The 19,377-nt window shown below is 73.9% G+C and carries 12 protein-coding genes; 7 read left to right on the forward strand and 5 right to left on the reverse strand.

Annotation, left to right across the window (positions count from 1 at the left end; genetic code table 11):
• The 3 genes from dsbD to KF823_12990 form a co-directional block, all read left to right on the forward strand.
• On the forward strand, positions 1 to 1,823 hold a 1,823-nt coding region (dsbD, locus tag KF823_12980), incomplete at its 5' end, for a protein-disulfide reductase DsbD (GenBank protein MBX3726817.1).
• Entirely contained in the window at positions 1,820 to 2,377 is a 558-nt protein-coding gene (locus KF823_12985) for a TlpA family protein disulfide reductase (protein ID MBX3726818.1), read from the forward strand. The genes dsbD and KF823_12985, both read left to right, overlap by 4 nt.
• 105 nt (positions 2,378 to 2,482) lie before the next feature.
• The gene (locus KF823_12990) at positions 2,483 to 3,010 is read left to right on the forward strand and encodes a hypothetical protein (GenBank protein ID MBX3726819.1); all 528 of its coding nucleotides are present in this window, start codon (positions 2,483 to 2,485) and stop codon (positions 3,008 to 3,010) included.
• Between the two features lie 66 nt (positions 3,011 to 3,076).
• Here KF823_12990 and KF823_12995 read toward each other — a convergent pair whose 3' ends face one another.
• Together KF823_12995 and KF823_13000 are read right to left on the reverse strand one after the other, a co-directional pair.
• Positions 3,077 to 7,237, reverse strand: coding sequence for an Ig-like domain-containing protein (locus KF823_12995; GenBank protein MBX3726820.1), 4,161 nt, complete (start codon positions 7,235 to 7,237; stop codon positions 3,077 to 3,079).
• A 104-nt stretch (positions 7,238 to 7,341) separates the two neighbouring features.
• A complete protein-coding gene (locus KF823_13000) occupies positions 7,342 to 8,523 on the reverse strand; it encodes a phosphoglycerate kinase (protein MBX3726821.1) in 1,182 nt (393 codons plus the stop codon).
• A gap of 248 nt (positions 8,524 to 8,771) precedes the next feature.
• On the opposite strand from KF823_13000, the gene KF823_13005 reads away from it, so the two are divergent.
• From KF823_13005 to KF823_13020, 4 genes are all read left to right on the forward strand, one after another.
• Entirely contained in the window at positions 8,772 to 10,604 is a 1,833-nt protein-coding gene (locus KF823_13005) for an LTA synthase family protein (protein ID MBX3726822.1), read from the forward strand.
• A 140-nt stretch (positions 10,605 to 10,744) separates the two neighbouring features.
• Positions 10,745 to 11,098 carry a hypothetical protein gene (locus KF823_13010; protein MBX3726823.1) on the forward strand — a complete coding sequence of 118 codons (354 nt, stop codon included), beginning with the start codon at positions 10,745 to 10,747 and terminating at the stop codon, positions 11,096 to 11,098.
• Between the two features lie 90 nt (positions 11,099 to 11,188).
• A complete protein-coding gene (locus tag KF823_13015) occupies positions 11,189 to 12,616 on the forward strand; it encodes a TolC family protein (protein MBX3726824.1) in 1,428 nt (475 codons plus the stop codon).
• On the forward strand, positions 12,613 to 13,992 hold the full coding sequence (locus tag KF823_13020) for a copper oxidase (GenBank protein MBX3726825.1): 1,380 nt from the start codon (positions 12,613 to 12,615) through the stop codon (positions 13,990 to 13,992). The genes KF823_13015 and KF823_13020 overlap by 4 nt, the downstream gene beginning before the upstream one ends.
• A 263-nt stretch (positions 13,993 to 14,255) precedes the next feature.
• Here the strand turns inward: KF823_13020 and KF823_13025 are convergent, their stop codons facing one another.
• The 3 genes from KF823_13025 to KF823_13035 all read right to left on the reverse strand — a co-directional run bounded on the left by KF823_13025 (position 14,256) and on the right by KF823_13035 (position 19,373).
• Positions 14,256 to 15,662, reverse strand: a complete 1,407-nt coding sequence (locus tag KF823_13025) for a hypothetical protein (protein MBX3726826.1) — start codon at positions 15,660 to 15,662, stop codon at positions 14,256 to 14,258.
• A 417-nt stretch (positions 15,663 to 16,079) separates the two neighbouring features.
• On the reverse strand, positions 16,080 to 17,576 hold the full coding sequence (locus tag KF823_13030) for a DUF4397 domain-containing protein (GenBank protein MBX3726827.1): 1,497 nt from the start codon (positions 17,574 to 17,576) through the stop codon (positions 16,080 to 16,082).
• Positions 17,577 to 17,882: 306 nt separating this feature from the next.
• Entirely contained in the window at positions 17,883 to 19,373 is a 1,491-nt protein-coding gene (locus tag KF823_13035; protein ID MBX3726828.1) for an alpha/beta fold hydrolase, read from the reverse strand.
• Between the last annotated feature and the right edge of the window lie 4 nt (positions 19,374 to 19,377).

Raw genomic sequence — 19,377 nt, forward strand, 5'->3', positions numbered from 1 at the left:
CGGGCGCCACGCCCGGCGGTGCCTTCGAGCCGCTCCAGGAGCCGCTGCCCGGCGGCCGCGAACCGCCGCTGCCGCAGGACCAGGCCTTCGTGGTCGAGGCGATCGCCCTCGATGCGACCCGACTGCTGGCCCGCTTCACCATGCCGGCCGGCTACTACCTGTACCGCGACGCCACGCGGCTGCGCGTCGACGCCGGCGACGCGCTGCTCGGGCAGCCGCAGTGGCCGGCCGCGACCGCCCACGAGGACGAGCACTTCGGGCAGGTCCAGGTGTTCTTCGGCCAGGTCGAGGTGCCGCTGGCGATCGCCCCGGAACGCGCCGGCACGGCCACCACGGTGACCCTCGCGGTGGACCTGCAGGGCTGCCAGCTCGACGGCATCTGCTATCCGCCCATGCAGCGCGGCCTGGTGGTCGACCTGCCGCCGGCATCGCCCGAGGCGATCGCCGCGGCGCGCACGGCGATCGCCGCCGAACCGCCGTCGCCCCCGGCCCTGGGCGAACCGGCCACGACCGTCGGCAACGCCATGCCCGCCACCGCCGACGACGGCAGCCTGCTGACCCGCGGCGGCTGGCTGACCCTGGCCGGCTTCCTGCTGGCCGGCCTGCTGCTGGCGTTCACGCCCTGCGTGCTGCCGATGGTGCCGATCCTGTCCGGCCTGATCGCCGGCGCCGGCACGGTGACCACGCGGCGCGCGTTCACGCTGTCGCTGGTCTACGTGCTGGCCAACGCGGTGGTGTTCACGATCGCCGGCGTGATCGCCGGCCTGGCCGGCCAGAACCTGCAGGCGCTGTTCCAGAAGCCATGGATCCTGATCTCGTTCGCGGCGCTGTTCGTGGCGCTGGCGTTCTCGATGTTCGGCTACTACGAGCTGCAGCTGCCGGCGCGCTGGCAGAACCGCCTGGCCAGCGCCAGCAACCGCGGCGCCGGGGGCTCGCTGGCCGGCGTCGCGCTGATGGGCATGCTCTCGGCGCTGATCGTCGGCCCCTGCGTGGCGCCGCCGCTGGCGGCGGCGGTGGCCTACATCGGCCAGACCGGCGACCCGGTGCTGGGCGGCGCGGCGCTGTTCGCCCTGGCCATGGGCATGGGCCTGCCGCTGCTGGTGGTCGGCACCGGTGCCGGGCGCTGGCTGCCGCGCGCCGGCGCCTGGATGGACACGGTCAAGGCGCTGTTCGGCGTCGCCTTCCTGTTCCTGGCCTGGTGGATGCTCGAGCGCATCCTGCCGCCGGCCTGGACCCTGGCCCTGCTCGGCGCCCTGCTGGTCGGCTGCGGCGTGTTCGGCGGCGCGCTCACCCTGCTGCCCGCCGATGCCGGCCGCGCCCGGCGCCTGGGGCAGGCGCTCGGCGTGATCGCCCTGGTGCTGGGTGCCGCACAACTGGTCGGCGCCATGGCCGGCGGCAACGACTGGCTGCGGCCGCTGGCCGGCCTGCGCGGCGGCGCGGCGCAGGTGGCGCCGGTGCAGTTCGAGAAGGTGGTCGGCGAGGCAGGGCTGGACGCGGCCCTGGCCCGCGCCGCCGCGGACGACCGCCTGGTGCTGTTCGATTTCTATGCCGACTGGTGCGTGGAGTGCAAGCGCATGGAGCGCTACACCTTCACCGACGAGGCGGTGCGCGCGGCGCTCGGCGACGTGGTCCTGCTCAAGGTCGACGTCACCGACCAGACCGCCGACGACGTCGCCCTGCAGCGCCGCTTCGGCATCATCGGGCCGCCGGCGACGCTGTTCTTCCGCGACGCCGCCGAGCTGCGCCCGTTCCGGCTGGTCGGCTTCGAGGCGGCGCCGGCGTTCGCGCGGCGCATCGGGCAGGCCGGCCAGGCGCGGCCATGAACCGTCGCCTGCTGCTGCCCGTGCTGCTGGTGGCGTTCGCCGTGGTCGGCGGCAGCGCCGGCTTCCTGCTCGGCGGCTGGCTCTACGACAACCCGCCGGCCCCGGCCGGCGTCGACCAGGTGGCGGTCGGCCAGCCGGTCCCGGACTGGTCGCTGGACGACGTCGACGGCCGCCCGGTGCGCCTGTCCGACAGCGCCGGCCGCCTGCGCATCGTCAACTACTGGGCGAGCTGGTGCCCGCCCTGCGTCGAGGAGATGCCGATGCTGGACGCCTGGGCGGCCCGCCACGGCGACGCCGTCGCCGTGCTGGGCATCGCCGAGGACGACGAGGACGCGGTGCGCGGTTTCCTGGCCGACCACCCGGTCGCCTACCCGATCCTGCTCGCCCGCCGCGAGCTGGCCGGCTCGTCCCTGCAGGTCGGCAACAGCCGCGGCGTGCTGCCCTACACGGTGGTGATCGGTGCCGACGGCCGGCTGCTGGAACGGCGCGCCGGACTGCTCGACGAGGCGCGCCTGGACGACTGGCTGGCACGCTTCGGCGCCGGCCGGCGCTGACCGACCGGCGCCCGACGTGGAACAATCGGGGCAGCCTGCAGCGCCGCACCGCCCCGCGACCGCCGCAACCACCCGCCTTACGAATCCGCTCACGAGGAACCCGCCATGGTCCGTCGCCTCACCCTGATCGCCCTCGCCGCCGCCCTCGCCGCCTGCGGCCGCGAACCCGCGCCCGCCGCGCCCGAATCGGGCCCCGCGCTGTCGGCGTCGGCGCGCGCCACGCTCGACCGCTACCAGGACCAGGCCCGCGACTTCGCGGCCGCCATCGTCGAGAACGCCGGCGCCGCCGACGAGCTGGCCGCGCACGCCGACGAGCTGCTGGCCAGCGCCGAGGCGGTGCTGCCCGAGTTCGTCGCCGCCCGTCCGCACTGCGAGCCCTACCTGTCCGAGGCGCTGCGCCTGCGCAAGCTGTGGACGGCGATGACGCCTGAGCAGATCGAGGCCGGCTACCACAAGGACGGCGCCCTGCCGGCGGTCGAGGACGCCGTCTCCTGCTACCACATGAAGGACCTGGTGGTGCATCCGCTCACCGCCCTGGCCTTCCTGGCCCAGGACCCGCCGGACGCGGCCGCCGCGCGCCGCGAGATCGACGAGGTGATCGCCCACGTCACCGTGGTCCGCGACATGCGCTGAGCGCGCTCCGGACGGCCGCGGCGCCGTCCGCGATCGCGCGGCGTTGTCGCGGCAACGCCCGCCGCCTCAGGGCTCGAAGCCGTCGCCGAAGATGAGGTCGGTGCCGGGCAGCTGGCCGCTGGCATCGCGGCCGTCCAGCTCGCGCAGCCAGGCGATCAGGTCGGCACGGTCGCCGACGGACAGCGCACGGACCCGGCGGTGCGGCTGGGCGCGGGCCAGGTCGCCGGGGCCGGACACCACGATCTGGTCCAGGGCCAGGGGCGGCCAGCCGCCGGACTGCGCAGTGACCACCACGGTGTTGCCGGTGCCGGGCGCCAGGGCGACGTCGTCGATGGCCAGGGTGCGCCAGTCGATGCCATTGCCGGTCGCCGGCATCTGCAGGTTGCGGACGCTGCCGTTGACGCTGACGGTGAAGTTGAACTGACCCGCGCCGGCCGGCCAGGCCAGGCGCAGCTCGATGCGTCCGTTGCCGCCGGGGCCACCGGCGACGCCTGCCAGGGTGACGCTCGCGCCGGCGCTGCCCAGCTGCACGAAGCCGCCATGGCTGGCGTTGCCCTCGTTGAGGTCGATGAAGTTGGTGACCGCGCTGGCGCCACCGGCCAGCGCACCGGCCTCGGCCTGGTAATCGGGTCCGCCGGCCACGGCGAACACGTCATCGAGTGTGTCGGCCGAGCCGTCGTGGAAGTACGGCGGGTTGTCCCAGACGCCCAGCAGGGTCGGCGTGTCGATGCCGTCCAGCGGGGCGCCCAGGCGCTGCCCGGAAGTGGTGCGCAGCGTGCCGACGTCGTGGCGCTGGCCGTCGCGGAAGCCGCTGGCCGGCGCATGGCAGGTGGCGCAGCCTTCGGCGGCGAACACCGCCTGGCCACGCACCGCCGCCGCCGTCAGCTGGCCGCTGGCCTGGCGGTGCGGGCTGCGCGGCAGGCTGGCCAGGCCCAGCGAACCGACATAGGCGGCCAGGTCGTCCAGCTCGGCGCTGAGACCGGTCTTGGCCGGCCCCAGCGGGTGCTGGGTGGCGGCGAAGTCGGCATCGCTCATGAAGCCGGTGCCGCCGAAGAACAGGCGGATGTCGTTCTCGAAGTCCTGGATCTCGTCGAAGTTGCCGGTCCAGTGCACCAGGCCGTGCGCCAGGCCGGCGCGGCCGCGCAGCTCGATGTTGTTGCGCAGGCCCTCGCCGCGGCCGGTGAAGTCCCAGACCCGGCCGTCGCTGCCGCCGTCGAGATGGCAGGTCGCGCAACTGATGTAGCCCTCCGGGCTCATGCGCGGGTCGGATGCGCGGTAGAACAGCCGCTTGCCGCGCGCCACCGCCGGGGCCAGCGCTTCGCCGGCCGTGAGTGCCACGTGGCTGGCGGTGCCGGACTGGCCGCCGCTGGCCAGGAAGTCGTCGACCGATCGCAGCGAGGCGCTGCGCGACATGAAGTTCTGCACCACCAGGTCGCCGCCGGCGAGCAGCACGCCCTGCGGCGCGCCCTGCACCGGCCAGCGCCCGGCCACGCCCTGCAGACCCGGCGTGGTGTCCAGCGCCAGGGCATCCAGGACCAGCACCTCGTCGTTGCCCTGCAGGCCGACGAAGGCGTAGTCGCCGAGCGGCGAGAAGGCGACCGAGGCGGGCGAGTCGGCGTTGTCCAGGTCGCGGCCTCGGCTGTCGTCGACGCTGTTGCCTGCCAGGTTCAGCACGATCACCTGGGCGCGCACGGTGTTGTCCGGATCGAGCTCGTGGCGGCCGTCGAAGAACTGCAGGCCGCGCGTGGTGTTGTCCTTCTTGGCGGTGATCCAGGCGCGGTTGGCGCGCGGCGAGATCGCGATGGCGGTCAGGTAGTTCGGCACGCCGCGGCCGTCGGCCGAGGAATCGGTCGGGATCGCCCGCATCGGCAGCCGGATGCGCCGGGTCAGGGTGAAGGGACCTGCGGCGATGTCGTAGACCTCGCCATGGTTGCGCGCCGAGACGAAGCGGGTGACCAGCACCCGGGCGCCGTCGCCGCTGACCGCGATCGCCCGCGGCGTCGGCCCGACCGCCAGGCTGTGCACGTCGAGGGTGCCGGTATCGATCTTCAGCACCCGGCCGGCGCCCTGCAGGGCGACATAGGCGGTGGCGCCGCCCGGCGCCATGGCCACCGCCACCGGTGCCGAGCCGTAGCCGGTGGCGATCGACTGCACGACCGCCCCGCTGCCGGCGTCGAGCAGGTCGATGCGGTCGGCATCGAAGCCGGCGACCCAGATCCGGCCGGCGCCATCGACCGCCACCGAGCGCGGGTCGGCGCCGACCGCGAACTCGCCGGTGCGCGTGCGCGTCGGCCGGTGCACGCGGCTGACCGTGTCGTGGTCGGGATTGACGATCCACAGCGTGTCGCTGGCGGCGTGCCAGGCGATCGCGCCGCTGGCGGTGGGCGCCGGCCCTGCCGGCACCGCCTGCACGGTGACCCGGGTCGCCCGCGTGCTGATCGCGCCGTGCGGGTCGCGCGCCTGCACCTGCAGGGTGTAGCGGCCGGCCGCCGCATAGCTGTGGCTGGCATCGCCGCTGGCGGTCCAGGCGGTGCTGGTGCCGTCGCCGAACACGAACCGGTACTGCACGGTGTCGCCCGGATCGGGATCGACGGCGGTCGCGCTGGCCGACACCGGGGCGCCGGGCGCGGCCGGGTAGGGACCGGCACCCAGCGCGGTGATCTGCGGCGGCTGGTTGCCCGAGGCGCTGCCGCCGGTGGAGAACCGGAAGCCGTAGCCCTCGATGCCGTTGCCGGCGACGTCCTGGATGCCGCCGGCCGGAAACACCACCTCGTACTCGGTATCGGCCGCCAGGTCGTCCACCGGGACGACGTTGAGCTGGCCGCCGGAGGTGAAGTTGACCAGGGCCTCGATCGGCGCGCCGCCGACCGGCCGGACGATCACGGTGCTGCCGTTGACGATGGTCTCGGCGCGCAGGGTCTCGTGGATCAGGAAGGCCAGCGGCGCGGTGCGCGGCCAGCTGGTCTGGTTGGGCCGAGGACGGTGGTAGCCGACGGTCGGCCCGCGGGTGTCCGGCTCGGCCTGGTGTGCCCAGATCCGCCAGGCCTGCTCGGTCATGCTGCCGACGCCGCCGGTGACCAGCAGGTTGCCCAGCGGCAGGGCGAACTGGCTGGTGTCGCGCCAGGCGCCGCCCGACTCCGAGGGCAGCGCCAGCACCGGCTGCTGCGGGTTGCGCATGTCGATCTTGAAGCGGCCGGTGAACGCGAAGTTGTCCTGGAACTGGGCGTACATCGGGCCGTCGCGCCAGTTCGTGCTGGCCACCACGTCGGCGACCAGGGCAGGCGCGGCCGGGTCGCTGAGGTCGACCACCTGCCAGCCGCGCAGGCCGTCGTTGCGGCGCGGGAACAGCAGGTACAGGGTGTCGCCCTCGCCCCACAGCTCCGGCCAGTAGCCGCCGGTTCCGCCCTGCTTGAAGACGCTGAGCAGGGTCGGCGGCGTGCCCTGGTTGCGGAAGGTCGGCTTCATGTCGTACACGGCGACGCCGGACAGGGTCTGTTCCTCGCTGGCGACGATCAGCAGGTCGCCGAACAGCAGCGGCATGCCCATCACCCCGCCGCTGACGGACAGGTGGTCCCAGTCCGCCCACAGCGTGGTGGCGACCTGGTTGGACGGGCTGCTGCGCCGGCCGATCGCGAAACGGCGCTGGTCGAGGTTGTAGAACCAGTTGCCGCCGATGTTGCCGTTGCCCGGGTCGCGGAAGCCGACCACCCAGCGCGGCACCGCGCGGCCGCGCTCCCAGGCCATGTTGTGGAAGCCCTGCGGCGCGCCGGTCGGGAAGTTCACTCTCTGGTACTGCTGGTAGCCGGTGCGCCGGAACAGCCAGTTGTCGCCGCCCAGCTGCAGGTCGGCGTTCTGGAACACGTAGCCGTGCGCCTGCATGTTCATCGGCCCGATGCCGAAGTTGGCGACCATCTGCGGCGTCGCCAGCAGGGCCTCGCTGGAGATGTCCCAGGCCTTGATGTGCAGGCTGCTGCCGGCGGCGCTGGAGGGGTGCTCGGGGATGGTGTAGAGCAGGCCGCCATGGAAGGCGATCAGGGCGCCGCGGCCGTCCGAGGCGAAGCCCTGCGGGCCGGTGGTGATCAGGGTGCCGGGGGTGCGCGGCGCGTTCGGGAAGCCGGCCTGGGACCAGGCCGTGCCGGCGCCGGCGAGCAGGGCGGCGAGGCCCAGCAGGGCGCCACGGGCCAGGCGGGCTGGCCGCGGCAACGGACGTGCGGATGCGTTCGACATGGAATCCCCCCGGTTCCAGTGGTCAGCGGAAGACCGGATGCTGGCCGCTGCGGCGCCGGCGAACCGTGATGGACCTCACATTCGCCCGGGCCGGGGCGCCACGCTCAGGCGGCCGCGCGCGCCTCCAGCGCCGCTACCGCCGGCAGGGTCTTGCCTTCCAGGAACTCCAGGAAGGCGCCGCCGCCGGTGGAGATGTAGGACAGCTTCGCGCCGATCCCGTACTTCTCCACCGCCGCGATGGTGTCGCCGCCGCCGGCGATGGAGAACGCGCTGCTCGCCGCGATCGCCCGCGCCAGGGCCTCGGTGCCCTTGCCGAAGGCATCGAACTCGAAGACCCCGACCGGGCCGTTCCAGACCACCGTGCCGGCGCGCTTGACCAGCTCGCCGTAGCGCAGCGCGGTCTCCGGCCCGATGTCCAGGACCATCTCCTCCGAGCCCACCGACTTCGCCGACTTCACGGTGGCGCGGGCCTCGGCCTTGAACTCGCTGGCGACGGCGACGTCGCTGGGCAGCGGGATCTCGGTGCCGCGCTCCTTGGCCAGCGCCAGGATCCGCTTCGCAGCCGGCAGCAGGTCGGGCTCGTAAAGGGACTTGCCGACCAGGTGGCCGGTCGCGGCCAGGAAGGTGTTGGCGATGCCGCCGCCGACGATCAGCATGTCGACCTTCTCGACCAGGGTCTCCAGCAGTTCCAGCTTGGTCGACACCTTGGCGCCGCCGACGATCGCCAGCAGCGGCCGCTTCGGCTCGCGCATGGCCCGGCCCAGGGCGTCCAGTTCGGCGGCCAGCAGGGGTCCGGCCACGGCCACCGGCGCGAACCGCGCGACGCCATGGGTCGAGGCCTGGGCGCGGTGGGCGGTGCCGAAGGCATCCATGACATAGACGTCGCACAGGGCGGCCATCTTGCGGGCCAGCGCCTCGTCGTCGGCGCCTTCGCCGGCCAGGAAGCGGACGTTCTCCAGCAGCACCACCTGGCCGGGCTCGGCCTCGACACCGTCGATCCAGTCCCGCACCAGGGGCACCGGCGCCTCCAGCTTTTCCGAGAGCCAGGCGGCGACCGGCGCCAGGCTGGCGGACTGGTCGACGACGCCCTCCTTCGGCCGGCCCAGGTGCGACATCACCAGGACCCGCGCGCCGGCATCGCAGGCGGCGCGCAGCGTCGGCAGGGCCGCCTCCAGGCGCTGGCTGGCGGTGATGGTGCCGGCCTCGTCCATGGGCACGTTCAGGTCCTCGCGGATCAGCACGCGCTTGCCGGCCAGGTCGATGTCGCTCATGCGGAGAAAGGTCATGGGCTGCGGCTTCCGTGTCTTGGCAGTGGGGCCGCGCGCTGCGCCGGCGGGCCCGGGCCGGCCATGGTAATGCACCGGCCGGCGGGTCCGGCCGGGCTGGCCGGGGACGCGGAGCGTGACCGCTTCGTTAGCGCGTCTTAACCCGCGCCCTGCACCCGGCTGCTAGTTTCACTTTTATGACAGGGGCGAAATCCACCATCACGCCAGGGGCAGGGCCCGGCTGGCGCGGAGCGGCTTCGCGGGTGCCGATGACCGGCCTGCCCGGCTGGCCGCTGCTGGCGCTGCTGCTCGTCGTCGCGGCAAGCGCCTGGCTGCTGCGCGACCTGGTGGTGCAGCTCGATCCCGCGCTGGCCGGCGTGCCGGGCGAGGACGGCCCCGATCCCGACCTGCCCGGGCGGCGCTGGGCCAACGCCCTGCCCCTGCTGGTCCCCGCCCTGGTGCTGCTGGCCCTGCTGCGCCGGCCGGTGCTGGCGCTGTGGCTGACCAGCCTGCTGGCCGCCGGGCTGTACGGCATCGACGCCCTCAAGTCCGCGCACCTGGGCGTGCACCTGGTTCCGGCCGATTTCCAGCTGCTGCCGCAGGTGCTGGCGAGCAGCGGGCTGTACCTCAACTACCTGCGCGCCGAGGGGCCGGGCTGGCTGGCCGTCCTGGTGCTGGCCCTGGCCACCCTCGCCCTGTGCTTCGAACCGCCCCGGCCGTGGCTGCGCTGGCCGCAGCGGCTGGCCTGCGCGCTCGCCGCCGCCGCGCTGCTGCTGGCCCTGCTGCGCGGCTGGCCACCGGTGGCGGCCCTGTACGACAGCGAACGACTCGGCTTCGTCGCCTGGGTGCCGGACGAGTCGACGGACCGCGCCGGCCTGCTGGCGAGCCTGGTGAAGCTCGGCGCCCAGGGCCCCTGGCGCCTGCCGGAGGCCGACCCGGTGTTCGTCGAGCACGTGGTCGCGCTGCACGCCGACGAGGCGCCCGGGGCGATGGTTCCCGATCCGGCCACGCTGCCGGACATCGTGGTGTGGCAGAGCGAGTCGCTGTTCGACCTGGGCCGCATGGCGATGCCAGGCGCCGCCCGCCACCAGCCGGCGCTGGCCGACGCCCGCCGGCGCAGCCATCACGGCAAGCTCAGGGTGCCCACCTACGGCGGCGGCACCGTGCGCACCGAATTCGAGGCGCTGACCGGCTACCCGCTGCACGCCTTCCCCGGCATCGACTATCCCTACACCGCGCTGGCGCACCGGCCGGTGCGGGCCCTGCCCCAGGTGCTGCGCCGGATCGGCTACCGGACCCTGGCCATCCACCCCTACGACGCGCGCTTCTGGAGCCGCAACCGCGCCCTGCCGAACCTGGGCTTCGACGACTTCCGCGATGCCGCCTGGTTCGACGGCGGCGACTACCACGGCTGGTACATCGGCGACGACGCCCTGCTGCGCCATGTCGTCGAGGCCCTGGACGGGCCGGAGCGCGAGGACGATGCGCCGCGCTTCGTGTTCGCCATCTCCATGGAGAACCACGGCCCCTGGCACGAACGTCCGGGCATCGACAGCCGCCGACTGGCCGGCATCCAGGTGCCCGAGGCGCTGGCCGGGGCGCCGGCCACCGAGCTGGCCCATTACCTCTACCACGCGCGGCGCGCCGACGAGGCGCTGGCCGCCCTGATCGACCACGTCGCACGCCGCGCGCGGCCGACGGTGGTGCTGTTCTACGGCGACCACCTGCCGGCCCTGGACGAGGTGTTCGACCAGGTCGGCTTCGCCGACGGCGCCCGCGCCCGCAGCCAGCCGGTGCCGTGGCTGCTGTTCGACAACCGCACGCCGCGGCAGCGCGGCCGGACCGCGGCCGGCATCCTGCGCAGCTACCACCTGGCCAGCCTGGTGCTGGACGCCGCCGGCATCCAGGCCAGCCCGCGGCAACGGGTGCTCAGTGCCGACCGCGAGCGCCACGGCCAGACCGGCCTGGCCAGCCCCGCGCTCGACCCTGTGCTCGACTACGACCACGCCCTGGCGCACCTGAGCTGGCACTACTACCGGCTGGCACCGGATCCCGCCACGCCCGGCGACGGCGAGCCGGCGGCGATCCCGGCCCCGCCCTGAGCCTCGACCCGGAGGCCTCCTGTGGCCGCTGCGGCGGCCTTGCGTCCCGGGGCAACAGCCGGTCCGACCCGCCCGCGACCGGGCCCACCCGCTCCTGGGGCACTTGAACCCGCGTGCCGGAACGCGCAGGCTTGCACCCGATGTCCCTGCGCGCCGCCCTGACCGTGCTGCTGTGCCTGGCCCTGCTGGCCCGGGCCGGAATGGCGTTCGGCTTCGCGACGCCGCCGGCCGCCGAGGCCGCCGCACCGAACGGCGTCGCCGCAATGGCGACCGACTGCCACGGCAATCCGCTGCCGGCCCCGGCGCCGGCCGATCCGGACCCGGTCGCGTGGACCTGCCTGGACTGCGACTGCGGCTGCCTGGCCGTGGCCCTGCCGGCGGCGACCGCCAGCGGCGGCGTCCACCCGCGGCCCGACGGGCCGCGCCCGGACCTGCGCGATGGCCGGGACCAGGCCTGCGCGACGCCGCAGATCCGGCCACCGATCGCCGCCTGAGCCGTCGCGGCGGCGCCCGGCGCCCCCGCCTTCCCCGTCCCGCACCGCGGCGCAGCGCCGCCGGTGCCGTCGTTGCGTCCAGGTGATCCGATGACCCGACCTGCCTCCCCTGCCCTTGCCCTGCTGGCCGGCCTGCTGCTGGCCGGCTGCGCCAGCCTGCCGGCCGACCGCGGTCGCGGCGAGCTGGCCGCCCGCCTGCCGGCGGGCACCGCCCTGCCCGATCCCGCGCAGGCCGCGCCCCTGCCCGAGCTGCCCACCGGTCCGCTCGGCCCGGACGACGCCGTCGCCCTGGCCCTCGCCGCCAGCCCGGCGGTGCGCGCGATCCTCGCCGGACTCGGCCAGGCCGCAGCCGACCGCTTCGAGTCCGGGCGCATCCACAATCCCCGGCTGTCGCTGGGCCGGCTCGGCGAGGAACGCCACGCCGGCCTGGACGTGGTGCTGTCCGACCTGCTCAGCCTGCCGGCGCGCAGCCGGATCGGCGCCGAGCGCTGGCAGGCCGACCTGGCGCAGTCCGCGCACGCGCTGCAGGCCTACGCCGGCCAGGTGCGCGCGGCCTGGTACCGGCTGGTCGCCGCCGGCCAGATCGCCGGCCTGCGCGCGGCGGTCGCCGACGCCGCCGGCGCGCGCGTCGAGCTGGCGCGCCGCTTCCACGCCGCGGGCAACATCAGCGCCCTGCAGCTGGCCCGCGAGGAGGCCGCCGCGACGCTGGCGCGGACCGACGCGGCGCGGGCACGCAGCGAACGGCTGGCCGCGCGCATGGCGCTGGCCGAGCTGACCGGCCTGGCCGGACGCAGCAACGCCTGGCGCACGCCCGAGCGCCTGCCGCTGCCGGCCGGCGAGCCGCCCGCCGTCGCCGCGCTGCTGGCCGGCACCGCCGAGCATCGCCAGGACCTGGCCGCCGCCCGCGCCGCCCTGGCCGCCGGCGAGCGTGGCCGCCGGCTGGCACGCCGGCTCGCCTGGCTGGGCGAGATCGAACTCGGCGTCGAGCGCGAGCGCGAGGGCGACGAACGCCGCAGCGGCGCCTCGATCGCCCTGGAGCTGCCGCTGTTCCACCAGGGCCAGGCCCGGCGCGCCCGCGCCGACGCCGACCTGGCGGCCGCCGATGCCCAGGTCGACGCACTGCAACTGGCCGTGCAACGCCAGGTGCGCACCGCCGCCGAGCGCGTCGCCACCCGTCGCGGGATCGTCGAGACCTACCGCGACGCCCTGCTGCCGCAGCGCAAGGCGATCGTCGAGCGCGAACAGGAACGCTACGACTTCATGCTGATCGGCGCCTTCGACCTGATCGCCGCCCGCCAGCAGGAGTACGACGCCTGGCAGGCCTGGCTGGAGGCGATCCGCGACTACTGGCTGGCCGTGGTCGAGCTGGAGCTGGCCGCCGGCCGGCCGCTGCCGCAACTGCATGCCGGCACCGACAGCGCCGGCAGCGCCGATGTCCTGGCGCCGCCCGACGCCGGCGGCGGCCACGACCACGACCACGACCACCACCATCACCACCTGCACGGAGACACGCCATGAAGCTGCGTCGACGCGACCTGTTGCTCGGGGCCGGCGCGGCCGCCCTTCTTCCCGCCATCGCCCGTCCGGAACCGGTGGACGGCACCGGCATTGCCGTGGCGCCGCCGCGCGACCGCCGGCACGGCTACCGGCCGGTGCGCACGCTGAACGGCTGGACCCTGCCCTGGCGGCTCAAGGACGGCGTCAAGGAGTTCCACCTGGTCGCCGAGGAGATCGAGCACGAATTCGCGCCCGGCAGCCGGGCGGTGTGCTGGGGCTACAACGGCACCACGCCCGGGCCGACCATCGAGGCGGTCGAGGGCGACCGGGTCCGCATCTTCGTCACCAACCGCCTGCCCGAGCACACCACCATCCACTGGCACGGCCTGCTGCTGCCCTCGGGCATGGACGGCGTCGGCGGCCTGACCCAGCCGCACATCCGGCCCGGCGAGACCTACGTCTACGAGTTCACCCTGCGCCAGCACGGCACCCACATGTACCACCCGCACGCCGACGAGATGGTGCAGATGGCGATGGGCATGATGGGCCTGTTCGTGATCCATCCGCGCGCCGGCGAGGCGCGCCGCATCGACCGCGACTACGCCCTGCTGCTGCACAACTGGGCGCTGCACCCGGGCACCGCGCGGCCGGACCCCTCGGTGATGCAGGACTTCGACCTGTGGACCTTCAATTCCAAGGTGTTCCCGGCGATCGATTCCCTGGTCGCGCGCAGCGGCGAGCGGGTCCGGGTGCGGATCGGCAACCTGTCGATGTGGAACCACCCGATCCACATGCACGGCGTGCAGTTCGAGGTCACCGGCGGCGACGGCGGGCGCTGGCCGTCCGGGCAGTGGCGCCGCGAGGTCACCGAGATCGTCGGCGTCGGCCAGATGCGCGACCTGGAGTTCACCGCCGTGCCCGGCGACTGGGCCTTCCACTGTCACATGGCCCACCACGTGATGGGACCGATGGGCCACGGGATCCCCAACACCCTGGGCGTCGACCAGCGCGGCGTCGAGGAGCGCATCCGCCGGCACCTGCCCGGCTACATGGCGATGGGCGAGGGCGGCATGGCCGAGCACCAGGAACACGTCGACATGGGCCACATGCGCGGCCCGGACAACACCGTGGCGATGATGGCCGGCAAGGGCCCGTTCGGGAACCTGGAGATGGGCGGCATGTTCACCGTCATCAAGGTCCGCGACGACCTGGCCCGCGACGACTTCCGCGACCCGGGCTGGTACCGCCACCCGGAAGGCACCGTCGCCCGGCGGGTCAGCGCCGATCCGGACTTCGGCCAGCCGGTCCGTGCTGCGGCGTCGCCCGGTGCCGCAGCACCCGCGACGCTGCCCCGCGCGACCCGCGGCGGCCACCGTCACGATTCGGGCACTCCGTGAACCGCGGATAGGGTGGCGCGCGTCCGGGGCTTGCTGGCGCGAGGCGCCAGGCCCCGGGAGCGTCGACCCGCTCCATGCCGTGTCGCAGAAGTCCCGCTGCGATGGACCCACGCGTTGATGGGCGACCGCGCTTCGGATATGCAGCGATCAACTCTCCCCGGGGGGCGTTGCAGCCCCCCGGATAGCCATCCGCCCGCGCCTCGGATCGCGGGACTGCGCGTGCCGCCACGCCATGCCGCGTGGCGACCGGCGCGCCTGGCCCGTCAATCGAACGTGTCGGCGAACAACAGGTCGTTGCGGGCACCGCGCAGGGTTGCGACCAGGGCGCTGTTGGCGACACGGACCGTAAGCGCGGTGATCAGGCTGCCCGAGCGCAACAGCTGCGTGACCGGCTGCATGCCGCCGGTGCCGCCGACTTCGATGCGGTCGGTGACCCAGCCGCCGACACCGAAACTGGGGTCGGGACTGAAGTCGCGGCGCAGGCGCAACAGGGCCAGCTCGGTCCGGTTGTCCGGGTTCGTGCTGGTGCCGGCCAGCAGGTAGCGGCCGTTGCCCTGGCGCAGCAGGGTGCGGCCGTGGTCGGTGTTGTAGCCGGGCGCGTTCGGATCGCCGCCCTGGTTCAGGCCGTAGGTGCGGTGGCCGGCCGGGCCGAAGCTCGCGTCCGGTTGCCCATCCGGCCGCCAGCGCACCAGCAGGAACTCCGACTTCAGGTGCGGGGCATTGGCGTTGTGCCAGCTTCCGATCTGGATCAGCGAACCATCGCGCTCCAGCAGCGAGTCGTAGGTGATCCCGCCCCCGTACGCGGGGTCGCTGCCGGTCGCCACGGGCAGGTTGAGGAGGCTGATGCCGGGCGCATGGTTGCCGAAGCCGATGTCGCCGGAACCGCTGGGCTGCACGCGGACCACGAACTGCAGCCGGTTCAGGATGTCGTCGCCGGACCACAGGTCGCCACTGGCCACCAGCCGGCCGTCAGGCATGGCGTGGATGGCGCCGATGTGGTCGACCGGCTTGGGCAGTGCGAAGTTGGCGCGACCGGCGTTGCCGAAGCCGGGCACCGGGCCACCCTGCGCGGTGAACAGGGCCAGGCCCAGGCGGCGGCCGGTGGCCGAGCCGACGATGCCGGCCACGGCGACGTGACCGTCGGCGGTGAAGCTCATGCGCCGGGGCAAGTCGAGGTTGTCGCCGCCCAGGTTGAAGGGGATGCTCAGGCGGCCGCTGCCGAGCAGACTGGTGTCGGCAAGGCCAGCGGCGGTGAGGCGGTACAGCTCGAAGTCGCCGCAGCCGCTGAACAGCAGCCAGGGCCGCTGCTGTCCGTCGATCGCGGCATGGGTCAGCGATCCCTCCGGGCAGGGCGGCGCCAGGGTGATGAAACCGTCGTTGCCGAAATCGAAGTCGAACCAGCCGTCGGGCAACAGGCGATAGACCAGGGCGCGGAACTGGTTCGGCGCGACGCGCACGCTGGCGAAGACGTACAGGCGCTGTTGCGCGCCTTCGGCGAGCGTGACCACCCTGTCGAACTCGCTGCCGCCGTACGGCCCCGGGTAGAAGCCGAAGCCAGGGAACTGGGCCTCGGTGCCGAAGCCGATCAGGCGGTCGCCATCGGCGGCGGTGGACGGTAGGTGCCAGACGGCGAGACACAGCGACAGGACGGAAAGCAGCAGGCGGGACATGGCGGAGACTCGTGGAGGGACACCGGCATGTACGGCGCCCCCGGACCCCGGGGATCATCGCCAGCCCGGGTTTCCTTTGACATCTCGCCCTCCGGTGGTCGGCGCGGATGCACGCACTCCTCTCCCATGGCACAAGAGGCGGCCATTCCCGCTGCACACTGGGCCGTACTCGTCCCGCGGCGATCCCCTGCCGGCATGCTCAGCAGGGGTTGGACCCGGTGATCGCGAAGCGGACCCGCCAGATGCGTCGATGGCGATCCGGTCCGCTGCGGTGTTGAGCTGCGAACCGTCGCCCCGCAGGCACGATTGGCGGGGCCGCCGAGCGCCTGCATCCTGCTCCCCTGGAGCATGCCTTCGCGCGCCAGCTCAGCACCCGGCCGTCCATGGCCGGGATGAGGACATCTGCGTTGCTCCCGCTCAGATGCGCGACCGGAGCACGCCCCGCAGACGGCCGGCGGCCAGCAGCAGCACCAGCGCGCCGAGCAGGAGCACCCCCCAGGCCGCCAGGGACGGCACCGGCTGCACGCCGCCGGTGGTCGGTGGCGGCGTGGTGCCCAGCGGCAGGAAGCTGCCGGGCGCCCCTTGCGGCAGCGCGAACACGCCGAGCGGCTGGTTGCTGCCGTCGCCGGCCGCGAACACGCGGATCAGCGTGCCGGCCGGCAGGTTGACCGGCAGCGGGTTGATCAGGGTGGTGCCGCCGCCCGGCGTGGTGATGCGCAGGTCGTAGCTACCGCCCGGCAGTCCGAGGTAGCCGGTGACGTCGCCGAAGGTGACGCCGGGCACCACCGGGGTGCCGTCCTCGAGGCGGACATCGGCCAGTACCGCGGCGCCGGAGGCGAACGGCGCAAGGTGGCCGACGCGGATACGGATGTCGCCGGCCGGCGGCGGCGTCTGCTCGTCGACCAGGGCGATCAGGCCCAACGGCTGGTTGCCGCCGTTGCCGACCGCGATGGCCGTGTAGTCCGTGTTCGCGGCCAGGCTGACGTTGGCGCTGATCGCCGGGCTGCCGCTGCCGACCGGGAAGATCTCGACCAGATAGTCGCCGGCAGGCACCTCGAGGTAGCCGGTGGAACCGCCATAGCTGACATTGGTCAGCGCGGTGGTGCCGTTGAGCGCGATGTTGACGGCGGTGCCGGCGCCGGGGGCGAACGGCGCCAGGTGGGCGACCTGCAGGCGCGCGGTGCCCGGCGGCGGCGTGGTGCCGAGCGGCAGGAAGAAGCCCGGCGCGCCCTGGGGCAGGGCGAACACCCCCAGGTCCTGGTTGACGCCGTCGCCGACGGCGAAGGCACGGATCAGCGTGCCAGCGGGAAGATCCACCGGCAGCGGATTGATCAGGGTCGCGCTGTCGCCCGGCGCGGTGATGCGCAGGTCGTAGCTGCCGCCCGGCAGGCCCAGATAGCCGGTGACGTCGCCGAAGGTCACGCCCTCGACCACCGGCGTGCCGTCCTCCAGGCGGACGTCGGCCAGCACCGCGGCGCCGGAGGCGAACGGCGCGAGGTGGCCCAGGCGCAGGCGGATGTCGCCGGCGGGCGGCGCGGTCTGCTCGTCGACCAGGGCGAGCAGGCCGAGCGGCTGCTGCACGCCATTGCCCACCGCGATCGCGGTGTAGTCGACGCCGGCATCCAGGTTCACGTTGGCCGAGATCGCCGCCGTGCCGCTGCCGACCGGGAAGATCTCCACCAGGTAGTTGCCCGCGGGCAGGTCGATGTAGTCGGTGGAATCGCCGTAGCTGACGTCGGTGAGCGCGGTGCTGCCGTTCAGCGCGATGTTGACGGCGGTCCCGGCCCCCGGGGCGAACGGCGCCAGGTGCGCGACCTGAAGGCGGGCGGTGGGGGCACCGGCGGTATCGGCGACGGCGGGCAGCGCGGCGAGGCTGAAGGCTGCCGCGGCGAGCAAGGAAAGGACTGGTTTCATGACGAACCCCTGGGTGGAAGACGGTGACGCGCTGCGTCTTCCGCATCGTTGCCGGCGATCCGTGGCTGTCGGGTGAGCGATCGCCGCGATTTCGTGGGCGATGCGTGAACCCGTCGCACGAGGCTCACGACGCCTCGACGATCGTGGCGAAGGCGTGAGCTTCGACGCGCGTCGCTCGTCGGAGAACGGCCTCGTCGCACGGGCGCATTGCCGCGCCACTGCGCCGCCAGGGCGCCCGGTCGGCAGGGCCGTCCTCGGGCCAGCCTGCCGACCGCTGCCCGTCGACGACCGCCGCAGCCTTCGCCGCTACTGCGGATCGATCGGATCCGGATCGCCGTCCAGGAACCGGCCGGCCCGCCGGGTGATCTCCGCATCGACGCCGATCACGCCATGCCCGGCGCCCGGGACCACAATCAGTTCGGCCCGTTCGAAACGATGTCGCACGGCCTCGAGGTGGTGCAGAGGCGTGGCCGGGTCGATGCGGCGACTGAGCAGCAGGGTCGGGATCCGGATCTCCCAGTCGGTGTCCAGCGGCTGGGCAGGCACGCCCATCCAGTCGCACAGGGCGTACTGCCACGGCGCCGGACGCATGACGTCGGCGAACTGGGGCCAGGCGGCGAGCTGCTTGTCCAGCTTGGCGGGATCGAGCGGCGGGTTGTCGCGGCAGCCGATCAGGTGGTGGGCGAGCGGGCTGAAGGTCGCGTCCATCCAGAGCGTGGCCGCCGCGTCGAACAGCGCCTGCCAATCCGGGTCGGGACCCGTGCGGGCAAGGCGGTCGAGTAGGCCGGGAAACTCGGCGATGCGATCCTCGCCGTACAGGGCGGAGACGAGCACATCCAGCAGGTCCTGACGCTCGATGCGCATCTCCAGGCTGCGATCGTGCGCGCGCAGATCGCGGGCGACGACCTGCAGGGGCGCTGCACCGAGCCGATCGAGGGCACGCCGCAGTGCGGCGCGGATGCCGCCCTCGTGGCTCGCGCAGCCGGCGAGCGTGCGACAGCGTGCGTCGATCGACGCCAGCAGATGCTCGAAGTCCTCGGGCAGGATCGCCAGGGTGCCACCGCTGCCGGGCGGGTAGACCGAATCCAGGACCAGCCGGTCGACCGGTACATCGGCGCCGCGCACCGCCTCGATGGCCAGGCGCGTGCCGTAGGACTCGCCGAACAGCGCGAATGACCGGTAGCCGTGGACACGGGTCAGGGTGGCCATCAGATCGCGCAGGTCGGCGGCGGCCGTAACCGTCCCGTACAGTCCGGCGGCACGATCCTCCGGCGACACCAGCCGGGCGCAGGCGAGCAGGAACTTGGCGGCCTTGGCCATGCGCTGGCCGTAGTCGCCGGGTCCGGCCAGCACGCTGCGCAGATGGGCGTCGTTGCCATCGCAATGCAGCGACGGTTGCGCCCGGCCGGTGCCACGCTGGTCGTAGAGCACCAGGTCCTGGCGCAGTCCCAGTTGCGCCCGCCACATCCGGGCGGCACGCAGGCCAGCAGTGTCGAGATCGCTGCCGGCGCCCGGGCCGCCGGTGAGGTAGATCACGGCGCGCCGGCTGGCACGCTCCGACTGCCGGCGCAGGATCACCACCGGCAAGCGGATGGCGCCCGCGGCATCCTGCCGCGAGGGCGTCAGCCAGGCGCAGTGCGTGCGGCGACCGGCGCCCACGTCGAACCAGCACTCGGTGTCCTTCAACTCGGCGCCGGCCAACGCCGGCGCCGCTGTGATCAGGGCAAGGGCAGCCGTCAGCAGGCGGGCCAGCCTGTCCCCGCGCCACGCGCGACCGGTCCGCACAGCAGGCGCCACGCGG

The organism is Lysobacterales bacterium (assembly GCA_019634735.1).
GTDB lineage: Bacteria > Pseudomonadota > Gammaproteobacteria > Xanthomonadales > UBA2363 > Pseudofulvimonas.